The 14,272-nt window shown below is 42.2% G+C and carries 17 protein-coding genes; 9 read left to right on the forward strand and 8 right to left on the reverse strand.

What is annotated here, in order from left to right; all coding sequences use genetic code 11:
- Nucleotides 1-48: 48 nt before the first annotated feature.
- Nucleotides 49-534 carry a hypothetical protein gene (locus EWM62_RS07525; RefSeq protein ID WP_129876060.1) on the forward strand — a complete coding sequence of 162 codons (486 nt, stop codon included), beginning with the start codon at nucleotides 49-51 and terminating at the stop codon, nucleotides 532-534.
- 2 nt (nucleotides 535-536) lie between these two features.
- Here the strand turns inward: EWM62_RS07525 and EWM62_RS07530 are convergent, their stop codons facing one another.
- The 4 genes from EWM62_RS07530 to EWM62_RS07545 all read right to left on the reverse strand — a co-directional run bounded on the left by EWM62_RS07530 (nucleotide 537) and on the right by EWM62_RS07545 (nucleotide 3,805).
- On the reverse strand, nucleotides 537-1,187 hold the full coding sequence (locus EWM62_RS07530; RefSeq protein ID WP_129876061.1) for a hypothetical protein: 651 nt from the start codon (nucleotides 1,185-1,187) through the stop codon (nucleotides 537-539).
- Entirely contained in the window at nucleotides 1,187-1,921 is a 735-nt protein-coding gene (locus EWM62_RS07535; protein WP_129876062.1) for a LolA-like protein, read from the reverse strand. The genes EWM62_RS07530 and EWM62_RS07535 overlap by 1 nt, the downstream gene beginning before the upstream one ends.
- A 14-nt stretch (nucleotides 1,922-1,935) precedes the next feature.
- Nucleotides 1,936-2,832, reverse strand: a complete 897-nt coding sequence (locus EWM62_RS07540; protein WP_129876063.1) for an MBL fold metallo-hydrolase — start codon at nucleotides 2,830-2,832, stop codon at nucleotides 1,936-1,938.
- Nucleotides 2,833-2,947: 115 nt separating this feature from the next.
- Nucleotides 2,948-3,805: an alpha/beta hydrolase gene (locus EWM62_RS07545; RefSeq protein WP_203235004.1), complete on the reverse strand. Its 858-nt coding sequence runs from the start codon at nucleotides 3,803-3,805 to the stop codon at nucleotides 2,948-2,950.
- Nucleotides 3,806-3,956: 151 nt separating this feature from the next.
- Here EWM62_RS07545 and recF point away from each other — a divergent pair, with 151 nt between their 5' ends.
- Nucleotides 3,957-5,057: a DNA replication/repair protein RecF gene (gene recF / locus EWM62_RS07550; protein ID WP_129876064.1), complete on the forward strand. Its 1,101-nt coding sequence runs from the start codon at nucleotides 3,957-3,959 to the stop codon at nucleotides 5,055-5,057.
- Nucleotides 5,050-5,340: a DUF721 domain-containing protein gene (locus EWM62_RS07555; protein WP_129876065.1), complete on the forward strand. Its 291-nt coding sequence runs from the start codon at nucleotides 5,050-5,052 to the stop codon at nucleotides 5,338-5,340. The genes recF and EWM62_RS07555 overlap by 8 nt, the downstream gene beginning before the upstream one ends.
- A 1-nt stretch (nucleotide 5,341) precedes the next feature.
- Here the strand turns inward: EWM62_RS07555 and EWM62_RS19280 are convergent, their stop codons facing one another.
- Both EWM62_RS19280 and EWM62_RS07560 read right to left on the reverse strand, forming a co-directional pair.
- The gene (locus EWM62_RS19280) at nucleotides 5,342-5,500 is read right to left on the reverse strand and encodes a hypothetical protein (protein WP_162499804.1); all 159 of its coding nucleotides are present in this window, start codon (nucleotides 5,498-5,500) and stop codon (nucleotides 5,342-5,344) included.
- A gap of 184 nt (nucleotides 5,501-5,684) precedes the next feature.
- Complete coding sequence (locus EWM62_RS07560; protein WP_129876066.1) at nucleotides 5,685-6,104, reverse strand: nucleoside-diphosphate kinase; 420 nt, start codon at nucleotides 6,102-6,104, stop codon at nucleotides 5,685-5,687.
- A 125-nt stretch (nucleotides 6,105-6,229) separates the two neighbouring features.
- Between EWM62_RS07560 and EWM62_RS07565 the strand changes: the two genes are divergently transcribed.
- The 5 genes from EWM62_RS07565 (at nucleotide 6,230) to EWM62_RS07585 (ending at nucleotide 11,236) form a co-directional block, all read left to right on the forward strand.
- The gene (locus EWM62_RS07565) at nucleotides 6,230-7,240 is read left to right on the forward strand and encodes a DHH family phosphoesterase (RefSeq protein ID WP_129876067.1); all 1,011 of its coding nucleotides are present in this window, start codon (nucleotides 6,230-6,232) and stop codon (nucleotides 7,238-7,240) included.
- A gap of 15 nt (nucleotides 7,241-7,255) precedes the next feature.
- Entirely contained in the window at nucleotides 7,256-8,218 is a 963-nt protein-coding gene (locus EWM62_RS07570) for an FKBP-type peptidyl-prolyl cis-trans isomerase (RefSeq protein ID WP_129876068.1), read from the forward strand.
- A 52-nt stretch (nucleotides 8,219-8,270) separates the two neighbouring features.
- A complete protein-coding gene (locus tag EWM62_RS07575) occupies nucleotides 8,271-9,272 on the forward strand; it encodes an FKBP-type peptidyl-prolyl cis-trans isomerase (RefSeq protein WP_238989304.1) in 1,002 nt (333 codons plus the stop codon).
- A gap of 51 nt (nucleotides 9,273-9,323) precedes the next feature.
- Nucleotides 9,324-10,091, forward strand: a complete 768-nt coding sequence (locus EWM62_RS07580; RefSeq protein WP_129876069.1) for a TatD family hydrolase — start codon at nucleotides 9,324-9,326, stop codon at nucleotides 10,089-10,091.
- A 125-nt stretch (nucleotides 10,092-10,216) separates the two neighbouring features.
- On the forward strand, nucleotides 10,217-11,236 hold the full coding sequence (locus EWM62_RS07585; protein ID WP_129876070.1) for an asparaginase: 1,020 nt from the start codon (nucleotides 10,217-10,219) through the stop codon (nucleotides 11,234-11,236).
- Nucleotides 11,237-11,281: 45 nt separating this feature from the next.
- Here the strand turns inward: EWM62_RS07585 and EWM62_RS07590 are convergent, their stop codons facing one another.
- Nucleotides 11,282-11,992 (reverse strand): LytR/AlgR family response regulator transcription factor, encoded by a 711-nt coding sequence (locus EWM62_RS07590; protein ID WP_129876071.1) that lies wholly within the window; start codon nucleotides 11,990-11,992, stop codon nucleotides 11,282-11,284.
- Nucleotides 11,989-13,011, reverse strand: coding sequence for a sensor histidine kinase (locus EWM62_RS07595; protein ID WP_129876072.1), 1,023 nt, complete (start codon nucleotides 13,009-13,011; stop codon nucleotides 11,989-11,991). Before EWM62_RS07595 ends, EWM62_RS07590 begins: the two co-directional genes overlap by 4 nt.
- A gap of 242 nt (nucleotides 13,012-13,253) precedes the next feature.
- Between EWM62_RS07595 and EWM62_RS07600 the strand changes: the two genes are divergently transcribed.
- Nucleotides 13,254-14,069, forward strand: coding sequence for a DUF3108 domain-containing protein (locus tag EWM62_RS07600; protein WP_129876073.1), 816 nt, complete (start codon nucleotides 13,254-13,256; stop codon nucleotides 14,067-14,069).
- Nucleotides 14,070-14,272 lie beyond the last annotated feature (203 nt).

Below are 14,272 nucleotides of genomic sequence, written 5' to 3' on the forward strand. Positions count from 1 at the left end.
TATAGGCCAAACCTTAAAAAATAAATTATATTTGCTTTACCCAATTAAATGAAAAAGTACGGTTTAATAATATTGATGTTTTGTATTTGCACCAGCACCTACGGGCAAAGCATTTCTTTTTTTGACCTTACCAACCTCACCAACCTTAGCGACGGGCAGGCGCATACTTATTTAACCCTGGGCAATACCTTTAAGCGCCAGTACTTAGAAGAAAAGGATGGTAAAACCATAGAGCATTTCCGTTCGATATCCACAAAGGTTAAAGAGCAAAGCATTGTTATAGGCGAGCATGTTAAACTTTCTAACGGTACCCTTTTGCGTACCGTAAAATACGATACCCGCGACCCGCAGCATATTGTTAATTTAATAGCACAGGCCCGCAGGGCAAAACTGGTGATGAAGTTTCAGGGGCAGGATGCCGATAATAACATCTACAAGTTTGATAACGAGTTTTACTTTATTACCATGCTCATCAGTACTACCGAAAACAAAGGCTCGGTAGAGGTTACGCAAAAAGAGTTTGTGGGGTATTGATATTAGGGTTCGCTGTAATAATCGCTGCCTGCAATTTCTTTGCAGGCACCCTGTTGTAAAAGTTTTAATGTTTCGGGCATTTTATTCCAGGCCTTTATCATGGTGTCTTTTTTAAGGCCACTTTTTAGACTTACAAAATAGGTTGATTTTTGCCAGGAATTATCCTGCATCAAATTTTGCTGATACCACACCACCCCCTTAACCCCTTTAAATATCTGCCCGTAAAACGCCCGGCCTTTATATATCAGGCTATCGGTTTCATAATCTTTTTCTTTACCGGGTAAATCATAACGTTCAGCCTCGTACTCATCGGAGTGATAGGGGTCGTCGGGCGATTGGATATATAAAGCGATATTGGCATCGCATTCATCGCAGCCCCGGCCGGTAAACAGTAAAAAAGGCGCTTTGCCGCCATTGGTAATTTGCCCTATATATTTAACCTCGTATATTTTGGTGTCGAATTGCTTACCACCTTTAAATAATAATACTGCTCCTTTTACCTTGTCAAATACCCATCTTTTATCAACAGCTTTGGCTGCACTGTCCGGCGTTGTGTCAATGTCTGTTACAGGGCTGTCTTTTTTATAAGCAAGCCCGATACACACCGTAACTAACAGGGCAAAGCATATGCCTATAAAAACAAACCGCTTCATTACTTACCTATCATCCCGGGGTCAAACACGCTTTTATCTATGGTTTGGTTGGCTTTTATATCGTTATAAACCTCGGTTTGCAGCAGTTTATCGTTCATGAAAAATTTGCACAGGGTTTCGCTCCAGGCGCCTGCTACCAGTTGATGCTCTTCAAATGTTGCTTCCATTTTGCCGCTGGTATCGTACTTAAAATAGCGTACGGCTACCAGCTTATCTTTATCTATCCAAAGCTGGTTTACCTTATCATCATCCTTTACGGATCCTAACACATAAACTGCTTTGCCTTTCCAGGTGCTTTCGTGGCTTTTTGTAAGGTCAAAATGCAGGTCGTTAAAATGTGTCAGTACCTGGTCGATAGGCTTAAAATACATGCCACCCAAAAAGAAGATCAGTTCATTCTCGTCCTTGGCGGCGCGTACCACCTTATTATTACGAAAAACATAGGCAGAATCTCCACGGTATATTATGCCATTGCCGCTTTCATCGTTCCCGATATCGATCCGCAACATATCCGGGTAAACAATACGCTCGTGCCAGGTATCGGTTTTTACCAGGGTATCGTTACGGTACCGGCCGGTGGTTTGGGTAAAGGTTAACGATTTATGCCATTTGCCGTGATAGCGGCTATACATTTTTTTAATAACATCTGTAGATGTTAATTGCTTTGGCGATGTAAAGCCCCATACGGATAGCAGTGTAATAACGGAGGTGATGATGGATAATAAATATTTCATATCAGGATTAAATATTATGCTGTTAATTCTTCGTAAGCGGCAGTCAGGCTGCGTTGTATGCCATCTCCCTGCCAGTCGGCTACGCCGGGTATAGCAGTTACGCTTAAAATTTGCTCTTTGGTTTTACCGGCTTTGATGCCGCCATCAACATAAGCCACCAGCTTTTCCATATAGTTTTGCATGGCTTTAATATCATCAATATTACCAACAACTTTTACAGGGTCAAAAGCGTGGCCGAATACAAATATGGTATCCTTGTTAAACTGTTTCTGTACAGATTCTAAAGCAGTTGCCCAGTGCCTGCACGATGCGCCCGCGCTGCGGTCGATATAGGGGTGCATGCGGTTAAAAACCTGGTCGCCGCAGTGTACTATGTTGGCGTTTTCAAAGTGGATAAAGCTATCGCCATTGGTGTGGCCGGGGCCAAAGTAATGGGCGGTTATAGTTTCGTCGCCTACTTTAGTTTTCCAGTTATCGGTATAGGTAGTATCGGGATATAGCTGTTTATCTTCCGATTTTTGTTTTACCGCCGATGCCTTTTGGTTGGTTAAGGAGTTGGCATGCGCCGCAACGTTTTTAGCAATGCCTTTAAAAGAGATGTTACCGCTGGTATGGTCGCCGTGGTGGTGGGTATTTATCAGCCACTGAAAAGGCTTGTCTGATTTTTTCTTCAACTCGGCTATCAGGTGCGTTGCCGGTTCAGGAAATTCTGCATCCACACAAACAATGCCTTCCTTATTCACCATCCAGATGATAGTGCCGCCCTGTTCGGTAAAAATACCAACATTGTTGCGCAAGGGTGTTAACTTATAATCGGGCATGGCCAGCATTGCTGCCAGGCTTTTATTCCCTAAAAAAGACAGCGAACCTGCTGTTATAGCTGTGTTTATTAAAAATTTTCTGCGTTCCATATGGTGTAGAAGTTGGTGTTATAGATAGTTAAAGTTATGTTTTATTTGACAAATAGTTAATAGATCATAGTTCATAGAAAAGCTCCTGCCATGAACTATTAACCATCTCTTAAAATCAATACTGATGAAACACCTGCGATACAAACTCCAGCACGTTGGGCAGCGACGCACGCCAGTAGGTCCAGTTGTGGGCGCCATCGCGTACGCGATACTCGTGCGGGATCTCTTTCTTACGCATCAGGTTATGCACCAGGCCATTGCCTTCGTATAAAAAATCATCATCGCCGCAATCGATGAACCAGCGCACCGCTTTCTTTTGGTCGTCGGGAATGGCATCTATTAAAGGGAGTACGCTGTATCGCTTGTAATAGTTGCTTATGGTACTATCCGGCAGGTTTGGCGTGTTTTTGCTAATAGCGGCTTTTGCCATCTCCAGGTTTAAAAACCCGGTAGCCGCGCTCAGCGGGCACGCCGACGAAAACATTTCCGGGTGATGCAGCGCGTAAACAAAACTACCGCCGCCGCCCATGCTAAGCCCGGCAATGGCACGGAAACGTTTTTCGCTTTTAACGCGGTATTTTTTTTCTACAAAAGGCACCAGTTCATTAAAAAAGAAATCCTCGTAGTTCCAATCGCCCTTTATATCGTTATTATAGCCACGGCGGCCGGTATTGGCATCGGGCATAATAATGATCATAGGGGTGGCAATACCATCTTTTATGGCCTTATCGGTGATGCTCAGTACCTCGCCAAACTGTACCCAGCCGGTTTGGTCGTCGCCGGCGCCATGCAGCAAGTACAGTATGGGGTAATTGCGGCCGCTGGTTTCGTAATCTGGCGGCAGGTAAACCGCGTATTTGCGTTCGCTTTTAAGGATCTTGCTTTGCAGCGTTAAATTATCATACACCTTGCCGGATTGCGCAAACAGCGCTGCCGGGCAAAGCATCAGCAACAATAAAGCTAATTTTTTCATGAAGATTAAATTTTGTTAGCAACAGTGTAAGTATAGGTTGGCTAAATTTAGGTATAAATTTCAGGATTGCATATTTTGCCCTATAACGCTAAACTAACACAAATAAACCCCGTAGCTAATAAAGTAAAACACTAAATTTGCTTTCCCGGATATGTACCTGCAGCAACTCTCATTTATCAACTTTAAAAATTACGCCGAAGCCGAGATTTCGCTTGCCGAAGGTGTGAATGCGTTTGTTGGTAACAATGGGGCAGGCAAAACCAACCTGCTTGATGCGGTGCATTACTTGTCGCTTTGTAAGAGCTATTTTAACCCTATTGATAGCCAGCAAATAAAGCAAGGGTCCGATTTTTTTATGATTAACGGTATATTTAAAAAAAACGGCCATAAAGAAGTTGTTGCCTGCGGGGTAAAGCGTAACCAAAAAAAACAGTTTAAGCGTAACAAAAAAGACTATCAGCGCCTGGCCGACCATATTGGCCTGTTACCCCTGGTAATGATATCGCCCTACGACATCAGCATTATTATTGAAGGCAGTGAAGAGCGCCGCAAGTTTATTGATAACGTTATTTCGCAAACCGACCATAATTACCTCGACGAACTGATAGCCTATAATAAAGTGTTGGTTAACCGTAACGCGCTGTTAAAGCAAATTGCCGATACCGGCCGCTACGACCCCGAATTGCTTGGCGTTTTTGATGAGCAGCTGATAGCATCGGGCATGCGAATATTTGAAAAGCGCCGGGCCTTTATGGAGGTGTTTACCGGCATATTTAACCAGCATTACCAGTTTATAAGCGGCGATGCCGAACAGGTGGGAATAGGGTACGAATCGCAGTTATTGCAGGACGATTTTGCTACGCTGTTAAATAAAAGCATAGAACGCGACAGAGTGCTTGAGCGTACCACAACCGGCGTGCACAAGGATGACCTGCAGTTTAATATCCATGGTATGGCCATGAAAAAGTTTGGATCGCAGGGGCAGCAAAAGTCTTTTTTGATTGCATTAAAGCTGGCCCAATACACCTTTCTTACGCAAAAAAACGGCTTTAAGCCTCTGTTATTATTAGATGATATTTTTGATAAGCTTGATGATAACCGCATTACTAAATTAATGCAAATGGTATCTAACAACGATTTTGGGCAAGTATTTATCACCGATACCAGTTTAAGCCGGGTTGAAGGTATATTTAATAAGATAAACGTTAGCGTTAAACTGTTTAAAGTAACGGAGGGCAATATAGATGCGTAAAGCCAACGATAAATCGCTTAAGGATGCTATTGAGCAAATGCTTAACGTGTACAAAATAAAACGCCGTTATGATGAAACGGCCATTGTAAATACCTGGCCACAATTAGTAGGCAAATCTGTAGCTAACCGCACAAAAGAGTTATTTATACGCGATAAGAAATTATTTTTGAGGATAGAATCGTCGGTAATAAAAAACGAATTGGTAATGATGCGTAACCAGATAATTCAAAAAATAAATGACGATGCAAAAACCGAACTGGTTGTAGAAATAGTTTTCCTGTAAATTATCTGCCGCGAGACAGGCGTAATCGGTGGCTAACCTTGCGGAAGCTATCGTCCATTATCTGCGAAAAAGCAAGCAGGAAAATGCCGGGGAATATAAAAGCGAATTGTGCTTCGGGATGATTCCTGAAAATATCCATCGAAGTAACAATGATAGTCACGATAATTACTGAATAAATAACATATTTAAATAGCGATTTCATGGCGTTTTGCTAATACCGGGCGTTAAGTTGACCTGATATGTAAAGATATGTAATTGTTTTTTATAAAGTGCAAGAAAATAACGAAATAAAAAAAAGCCGGCTATAATATTTATAGCCGGCTTTTAAATGTAACTAATTGGTTTTAAAACCTCTCGAAAGACGAGAAGAAGAAATTACCCTCAATTTCGGCGTTCTCGTCAGAATCTGAACCATGCACCGCGTTTGCATCAATTGATTTTGCAAACAGATTGCGGATGGTACCTTTATCAGCCTTAGCCGGGTCGGTAGCACCAATCAGCTTACGGAAATCTTCGATAGCGTTATCTTTCTCAAGTATAGCCGCAACAATAGGCCCCGATGACATAAAGCCAACAAGATCTGCAAAGAAACCGCGCTCTGCATGTACCGCGTAAAATTCGCCGGCTTTTTCTGCGCTAAGCGATGTGTATTTTAATGCTACAATTTTAAAACCGGCTTTAGTTACCTGGTCCAAAATTGCACCTATGTGGCCGTTAGCAACTGCATCGGGCTTTATCATTGTAAAAGTTCTGTTATTTGCCATTGTATATGCTTTATATTTAAAGAGGCGCAAAAGTAGCGTTTTATAACTGAAACTTAAAGCTTTTGCCATAAATATGCTATACGTATTTAATTAATTTACTTAGCTTTGCAGCTCTTTTAAAATTGATGTTGGATTTAGCCTCGCTTACTGAACTTTTAAGTCAGCCACGAAAGATTGTAATTACTACTCATCATAAACCCGATGGCGATGCTATGGGTTCATCGTTAGGGTTATATAATTACTTTATTCAGCAAGGCCACCACGCAAAAGTAATTACCCCAACAGATTACCCCGACTTTTTAAGCTGGATGCCGGGTAACGAGGAAGTGATCATTTATACCGATAACACCGAACTATCTGCCACGCTTATTGCCGATGCCGAGATTATTTTCTGCGTGGACTTTAATAGCCTTAACCGTATTAACGATATGGGCGTATTGGTAGGCAAAAGCGGTGCTTACAAAGTGATGATAGACCATCACCTGGAGCCTGAAGATTTTGACGATTACAGGCACTGGGATATAAATGCATGTGCAGCCGCGCAATTGGTGTACACATTTATTGCAGATCAACTGCTTCATAAAAAACTGATCAATAAAGATGTAGCTACCTGTTTATACACCGGTATCATGACAGATTCTGCATCCTTCCGTTTGCCAAATACAACATCAACCGTGCACCGCATTGTTGCCGAACTGATTGATGCAGGCGCTAATAACTCGCGCATACACGAGTTGATATACAGCAGTTCGTCAGAGAACCGGCTGCGCTTTTTGGGCCATTGCCTTGCAAACCTTTTAGAAGTTTTACCCGAATATAATACAGCAATAATTGCCGTTAATAAACACGATATTGCTATGTTTGACGTTAATACCGGCGATACGGAAGGAATAGTTAACTATGCCTTATCGATTGCTAATGTACGTTTGGCGGCATTTATAGTTGAGCGCAGCGATAAAGTTAAATTATCATTACGGTCGAAAGCGGATTTCCCGGCCAACGAGATCTGTAAAAAGTATTTTAACGGCGGTGGCCACCGTAATGCGGCAGGCGGCCAGTCAGACGAATCGCTTGAAGCAACTGTTGCAAAATTTAAATCAATATTACCCGAATATAAAACCCTATTAATACAATAAGAATTACAAAAAACAATGAGAAAAAACTTAACGATCATAGCCATTGCAGCATTAGGATTTGCAAGCTGCAAAGGTGGGTTTAAACAGGCCGAAGGCGGATTATTGTACAATATCCGTACAGATAAATCTGGCCCGCTTGTTAAACCCGGCGATTTTATCAGCCTTAACCTTACCTTAAAAAACGAGGGTGACTCGGTAATTGGCAGCACTTATGACCAAGGCCGCCCTGCACCGCAAATTGTAGAAAAAACAACACGCAAAGGCGATGTAACATCAATATTTACCTTGTTAAGCGAAGGCGATAGCGCCACTGTAAAAGTAAATATCGATTCGATGTTTAAAAAAGGTGCGCCAAGGCCACCGGGCTTAAAAGGTAAATACATTATTTACGAAATTAAAGTAGATAAAGTAATAGAGAGGGGCAATTCAACCGAGGCTGTTTTCCAGGCTCATATAACCGATTACTTTAAGGCACAGGTTGACAGGATGAAAAAGGCAGAACCTGTTAAAATGAAAAAATACGTTGAAGATAAAAAGCTGAAAGTTACCACTACAGCCTCAGGTTTACAGTACGAGATCACCAAACAAGGAACAGGGCCAAACCTGGTTAACGGGGATACTGCTGTGGTAAACTACACAGGGTCGTTACTTAACGGCGATGTTTTTGATAGCAGTGTTAAAGAAGATGCCAAAAAAATAAAAAGGGCTATGGATCCTGCACGTAAATACGAGCCATACAGGTTTGCCGTTGGTAGTGGTACCGTTATCAGGGGCTGGGACGAAGGTTTCCTGTTGCTGAACAAAGGATCGAAAGCTACTTTGGTTATCCCGTCTGAACTTGGCTGGGGCGAACAAGGGTCGCAAGGGATGATACCGGCTTTTGCACCTGTTGTATTTACCGTAGAAGTATTAGACATTATTAAACCCGACCCTAATGCGCCAAAACCTGCGCAACCAACAATTCCGGGCGTTAGATAATTTTATAGAAACATATACAGCCTTCCGGAAATATCCGGAAGGCTTTTTTATTATGATGAAAAATACTTTTTATATAGGTTTATTACTTTGCTTTTTTGGTTTTAACGCCAAAGCACAATTTCAAAGCACCCCAAAAGGCGTACAATACCAGGTTATAAGCGACAAACCGGGGGCAAAACTAAAACAGAACGATATTATTACCTTTCAGGCGGTACAATGTACCGACAAGGATTCGGTATTATTTAGTACTTACCAGCAAGGGCAGCCCATAAAGGCCCAGGTACATCCCTCAACCAATATTGCCGACCTGATGGATATATTCCCGCTGTTATCAGTTAACGATAGCGCTGTAGTTAAAGTGCCTGTCGATTCGGTATTTAAAGGCCATGAAGATGCCATGCCACCCATATTTAAAAAAGGCGGTAATATTGTTTTTAAACTAAAAATATTACAAGTGCAAACTTTAGAGGAAGCCATGGCCGAGCGAAATGCTGCTATTGCGGCAATGAAAGCCGAAGGCGAAAAGCTAAAAGTTGCAGAAGCTGCCAAATTTGAAGACTATTTGAAAAGTAATAAAATAATTGCAAAAACTACCCCATCCGGCTTAAGGTATATCATCAAATCGGCAGGTGCAAAACCTAAGCCCATTAACGGCGATACGGTATATGTAAACTATACCGGGCGCACGCTTGAAGGGACGATATTTGACAGCAGCATTGAAGTTGATGCAAAAGAAGGAGGTGTTTACAACCCCGGTCGCCCTTACGAGCCGATAAGCTTTGCGCTGGGCACTGCCAGGGTAATAAAGGGCTGGGATGAGGCTTTTCTGCTGATGAACGAGGGCTCGAAAGCTAAGCTATTTATTCCATCGGCCCTTGCTTATGGTGAAAGTGGCTCTGGCCCCAAAATTAAACCCTACACACCGCTGATATTTGATGTAGAGCTTGTAAAAGTGGTAAGAGTTAAGCACGAGACAGTGAAACCCGCCGTAAAAGCACCGTTAAAGAAAAAAACAACGCTTAAAAAGCGGATAGCAGTAAAAAAGAAAAATTAATTTTATTGAAAAGCCTCCGTTTACTAACGGGGGCTTTTTTAATTTTGTGCCATGGTATTAACGGATACGCATACACATTTATATTACGAAACTGATGAGGCCAAACGCATGCAGCTTATGCATCGTTGCCGCGATAATAGCGTCGACCGCTTGTTTTTGCCTAATGTTGATGCCGCATCGGTACCCTTGATGTTTGACTTGTTAAACGCTTACCCGGGCAACTGTTACCCAATGCTGGGCCTGCACCCATGTTCGGTAAAAGATAGCTGGGAAGAAGAATTGACTGTGATACAACCCGCTTTATATCAGCACAAAATATACGCTATAGGCGAAATTGGGATTGACTTGTACTGGGACAAAACCTTTTTAACCGAGCAGATCCGGGCCTTTAAACTGCAGATAAACTGGGCTAAAAATTTAAAGTTACCAATAGTTATACATTGCAGGGATGCTTTTGACGAGGTTTACCAGGTTTTGCTGGATGAGCAGGACGAAAACCTGCGGGGGATATTTCATTGTTTTGCCGGCTCGCTTGAACAGGCGAATAAGATCACCGACCTGGGCTTTTATTTAGGTATTGGCGGCGTGGTTACTTACAAAAATGCGGGGCTTGATAAGATATTACCACAAATTGACCTAAAGCATGTGGTTTTAGAAACCGATTCTCCGTACCTTACCCCTGTTCCGTACCGGGGTAAGCCCAATGAAAGTTCATATTTAATATATGTAGCCGAAAAGGTTGCGGAGTTATATCAAATATCTGTTGAACAAGTGGCAAACATTACCACAGACAATTCAAAAAAGGTATTTGGTGTGTGAAGTGATTTAAGATTATGAGAAGCATGAACCAGGAAAAAAAATTTACAAATTGTTTTTTCTTGATTCCTGTATCTTGACTTCTTGCATCAATTGAATTATTATTAATCGAATAAACCTGACCCAAAATGAGCCAGATACTGATCATCTATACCGGTGGAACCATAGGTATGATGAGCGACCCTGTTACAAAAACGTTAGTGCCTATCAACTTTGAGCAGATTATGGATAATGTGCCCGAACTGGAGAAGCTGAATTGTAAAATTAAGGTCCACTCGTTTGAACATATAATCGATTCCTCAAACATGAACCCTGTTATCTGGGCCGAACTCGCTGCGCTTATCGAGGCCAATTACGACACTGTTGATGGCTTTGTGATACTGCATGGATCAGATACGATGGCGTTTACAGCATCGGTATTAAGTTTTATGCTGCAAAATTTGAACAAACCGGTAATTTTTACCGGGTCGCAACTGCCTATAAGCGCGGTACGTACCGATGCAAAGGAAAACCTGATGACGGCCATTGAAATTGCCAAAGCTAAAAAGAACGATAAGGCGCGTGTGCCCGAAGTTTGTATTTATTTTGATTACAAGCTGTTTCGTGGTAACCGCGCGTTCAAATATAATTCCTCAAAGTTCGAGGCGTTTCGCTCGCCCAATTACCCCATACTGGCCGAGTCTGGCGTGCACCTGCGTTTTAGTGTAAATGATATTCGCGAGCCGGGCGAAGGGCCGCTCAAGATCCACAATAAATTGGTAAGCGATGTTGCGGTATTAAAACTTTACCCGGGCATAAGCCCCAAGGTGGTCGAAACCATTTTGGGGGCCGATGTACGCGGCATAGTAATGGAAACATTTGGAGCCGGCAATACCACTACCGACCAATGGTTTATCGACCTGCTTAAAACCGCCATAGATAGCGGTAAGGTGATATTGGATATTTCGCAATGTAAAGTAGGCACGGTTGAGCTTGGCCGTTACGAAACCAGCAAGCAGCTAAAAGATATTGGTGTAGCCAACGGTTACGACATGACCTACGAGGCCGCCGTTACCAAGATGATGTACCTGCTTGGCGAGATTGACGACCCTAAAGAAGTAAAACGCTGCCTGGAAAAAGACCTGAGGGGGGAGCTAACGGAATCGTAGATCCCCCACTACTGTTGCCGCGGGCGTTCGGCACCATACAAATTATCAAAATATTCTCTGCCGTATCATTTCCATAAAACCTTCCCTGAATTTATCGCTCACCGGGATCTGTTTATCGCCAATGTAAATATGGTTATCCTGTATTTTGTTAAGCCGTTTTGTATTAACGATATAAGAGTTATGCACCCTTATAAAAGGCTGCGGCAATTGCGTTTCAATTTCTTTTAAGCGGCGGTATATCAGCAATTCTTCAGTGCCGGTAACCAGCCGCACGTACTCTTTTTCGCCCTCAAAATACAGCACCTCGTCAAGTAGTATCTTACGCAGGGTTTTGCCCGATTTTACAAAAAAGTAATCGTCGTCGGGCTTGCCTTCGGTTTTCTCCATAATCACCTGTCTGCCAAAGGCAGCCTCAATTTTTTGCGTGGCAGCCAGGAAACGTTTAAGCGTTATTGGTTTTAATAAATAGTCGATGGTTTGAAAAGCATAGCTCTCGGCTGCATGCTCGGCATAAGCGGTGGTGAACACAATTTTGGTTTCTTTTGGCAGCAGCCCGGCCAGTTCCATACCCGTTAGGTGGGGCATATTTATATCCAGGAAAATAAAATCTACGGTGTGTTTCTTTAAAAAATCGATGGCTTCCAGCGCGTTGTAGCATTTACCCAAAAGCTGCCATTGCGTGGTTTGGGCAATCAGTACTTCCAGCAGGCTAACCGCGTTTGGCTCATCGTCAATAATAATACACTTTAAGTTCATGCCAGCGGAATGTTTAGTTGGGCTACATAAATATCGTCTTTATTTTCAACGTGTAATTCAAAATCACTATTATAAAGCAGCACCAGCCTTTTTCGTAAATTTTGGATACCGAAGCCGGTGGATGGGGCATTAATAGGTTTATCAGGAATGGTATTGATAGTAGTGAATTGCAGCCGTCCATTTTGCTGCACCAGGGATAGCTCTACCTTATTATAACTGCTGCTTTTATCAATGCCATGCTTAAAAATATTCTCTACAAAGGTCATCAGCAGCATAGGGGGCAGGCTCAGGGCCACATCGCAATCTTTGGTAAAAGTGATATAAACATCGTAACGGATGCGGATATTCTCCAGCGCAATATAGTTTTCCAGGAACTGGATCTCGGTAGCAAGGCTCACTTCCTGCTTGGGGCTTTCATCAACAAAATAGCGCATAATATCCGATAAGCGCTCTATGAGCCCCGCGGTGCGGGGCGATTCCAGGTAAGCCTCGTAATAGATATTGTTAAGTGTATTAAACAAAAAGTGCGGCTGCACCTGCGATTTAAGCAGGTTTAACTCGGCCTGTGTTTTTTGCGCAATGATCTCTTCTGATTGTTGTTTTAATTTGAAATAAGCCAGCGCTATCCTAAAGATGAAGCTGAGCATAAAAATTAGCACACCGGCAATTACAAAGCTAATGATAGGTCCGGCTTTCATTTGAGTAGGGTGCCCCATTGCAAAAAAGGCGTTATATATAAACATGGAGATGTAAGCCCTAAGCAAACCTGTAAAAAGCAATAATATTATTACCGATATAATATAGATGACGATGTGCCCCTTTTGATATAACCGGGGGAACAGCCATAAAATATTACCATATATAATTACCGCATAAAAAATGGTATTTATTAAGGCGAAGACAGACGATTGCCCCGGCCCATCCATAGGCAAAAGCGAGAACAGCACAATAAAAAACACAAACACCCAAACCAGCCATTGCAATTGTATAGTATTGGGTTTACGGGTAAAAAATAACATCCTTAAAAGTACAAAGCTTTTTTATAGATGCGTATGACTTTAAACCGGACGATGTATTTATTAAACCAACACCTGTAAATATTATATGAAATGGCCGGTTAGGCAAATAGCAGCTATTAGCGCATATGTTGAAAATACCGCCCCGCATGTTAAATAAATAGTATGCTGTATTGAAATAGTTTGAGATAGTATACGGCAAAACACAAATTTGAGATAATATCAAACCATAAACTCACATAACCATGAGATCACCATTATCAATAGTGGGCGCTTTAATAGCCTGTATAGCAACTTTACTTTTTTCGGCGCGGCCACAGCAGGCTTCGGCGCAGGTAGACACGATTCGTATTAAAGACCACCGTTTAAACACCGCAACCCTTAAGCCTGGGATGCGCCAATACCTGGTGTACTTTCAAAATGCCAGAAGCCCAAAAACACTAAGGTTTTGGTTATGGCTGCGCGATACAAAAATTGAGACCCGTAATGGCGAGAAGGTATTTGCCACCACACAGCATTGGTATGGCGCGGACACGATGAGCTATCGTACCGGTTATTCGGTGAACCGGGTAAAAGATTTCTCACCTGTATACCATACCGAGACTATTGCCGGTAAAGTTGGCGCTTACAACTGGGATGCCGACAAAATAAAAGGTGCGGACAGCGTGGCCTTAAACGCCAAAAAAGATTTTACGCTGAATTTTACCGAAGCCAATTTTAACTGGAACCTTGATATTGAGACTTTTGAAATGCTGCCGTTAGCCGCCGGCAAAACCTTTGCTATTAACTTTTATGATGCAGGCTTTGGCAAACCGGAATACATCATATACAAAGTTACAGGCAGCGAAGTAGTAAGTACGCTGGATAACCAAAAAGTAGATTGTTGGATATTATTGAACGAAGGCGAAAACAAGGGCAACAAATACACCCAAGCCTTTTGGATCAGCAAAAAAGGCCACGAGTTTATTAAGGAAGAGGATAGCTTTGGTGGCGGGTATCGTTACAAAGTTAAAATGCCTGCCGGGGCAGTTAACATATTGCCAAGGTTTTCAGTAAAGTAATATAAACCATCAGTACAAAATGTTTTAGTAGAGACGCGATACTCCGCGTCTCTTTTTTTTGAGGATATAACCGTAACAATCCTGCCCGGTATAATAAATTTTGATAACTTATTTATTAAGCGCACTTTTAAATAGCTGTATTGCCCACGGGTGAAGGCTAACTTTACATATTATTTAGTACCCGTAAAATCAATAAGATAAGA

The sequence above is a fragment of the Mucilaginibacter terrigena genome (genome assembly GCF_004168255.1).
Lineage (GTDB): Bacteria > Bacteroidota > Bacteroidia > Sphingobacteriales > Sphingobacteriaceae > Mucilaginibacter > Mucilaginibacter terrigena.

Coding starts and splice junctions, on each gene's coding strand:
- EWM62_RS07525 (WP_129876060.1), top strand. CDS start 49: ATGAAAAAGTACGGTTTAATAATATTGATGTTTTGTATTTGCACCAGC.
- EWM62_RS07530 (WP_129876061.1), bottom strand. CDS start 1,187: ATGAAGCGGTTTGTTTTTATAGGCATATGCTTTGCCCTGTTAGTTACG.
- EWM62_RS07535 (WP_129876062.1), bottom strand. CDS start 1,921: ATGAAATATTTATTATCCATCATCACCTCCGTTATTACACTGCTATCC.
- EWM62_RS07540 (WP_129876063.1), bottom strand. CDS start 2,832: ATGGAACGCAGAAAATTTTTAATAAACACAGCTATAACAGCAGGTTCG.
- EWM62_RS07545 (WP_203235004.1), bottom strand. CDS start 3,805: ATGAAAAAATTAGCTTTATTGTTGCTGATGCTTTGCCCGGCAGCGCTG.
- recF (WP_129876064.1), top strand. CDS start 3,957: ATGTACCTGCAGCAACTCTCATTTATCAACTTTAAAAATTACGCCGAA.
- EWM62_RS07555 (WP_129876065.1), top strand. CDS start 5,050: ATGCGTAAAGCCAACGATAAATCGCTTAAGGATGCTATTGAGCAAATG.
- EWM62_RS07560 (WP_129876066.1), bottom strand. CDS start 6,104: ATGGCAAATAACAGAACTTTTACAATGATAAAGCCCGATGCAGTTGCT.
- EWM62_RS07565 (WP_129876067.1), top strand. CDS start 6,230: ATGTTGGATTTAGCCTCGCTTACTGAACTTTTAAGTCAGCCACGAAAG.
- EWM62_RS07570 (WP_129876068.1), top strand. CDS start 7,256: ATGAGAAAAAACTTAACGATCATAGCCATTGCAGCATTAGGATTTGCA.
- EWM62_RS07575 (WP_238989304.1), top strand. CDS start 8,271: ATGATGAAAAATACTTTTTATATAGGTTTATTACTTTGCTTTTTTGGT.
- EWM62_RS07580 (WP_129876069.1), top strand. CDS start 9,324: ATGGTATTAACGGATACGCATACACATTTATATTACGAAACTGATGAG.
- EWM62_RS07585 (WP_129876070.1), top strand. CDS start 10,217: ATGAGCCAGATACTGATCATCTATACCGGTGGAACCATAGGTATGATG.
- EWM62_RS07590 (WP_129876071.1), bottom strand. CDS start 11,992: ATGAACTTAAAGTGTATTATTATTGACGATGAGCCAAACGCGGTTAGC.
- EWM62_RS07595 (WP_129876072.1), bottom strand. CDS start 13,011: ATGTTATTTTTTACCCGTAAACCCAATACTATACAATTGCAATGGCTG.
- EWM62_RS07600 (WP_129876073.1), top strand. CDS start 13,254: ATGAGATCACCATTATCAATAGTGGGCGCTTTAATAGCCTGTATAGCA.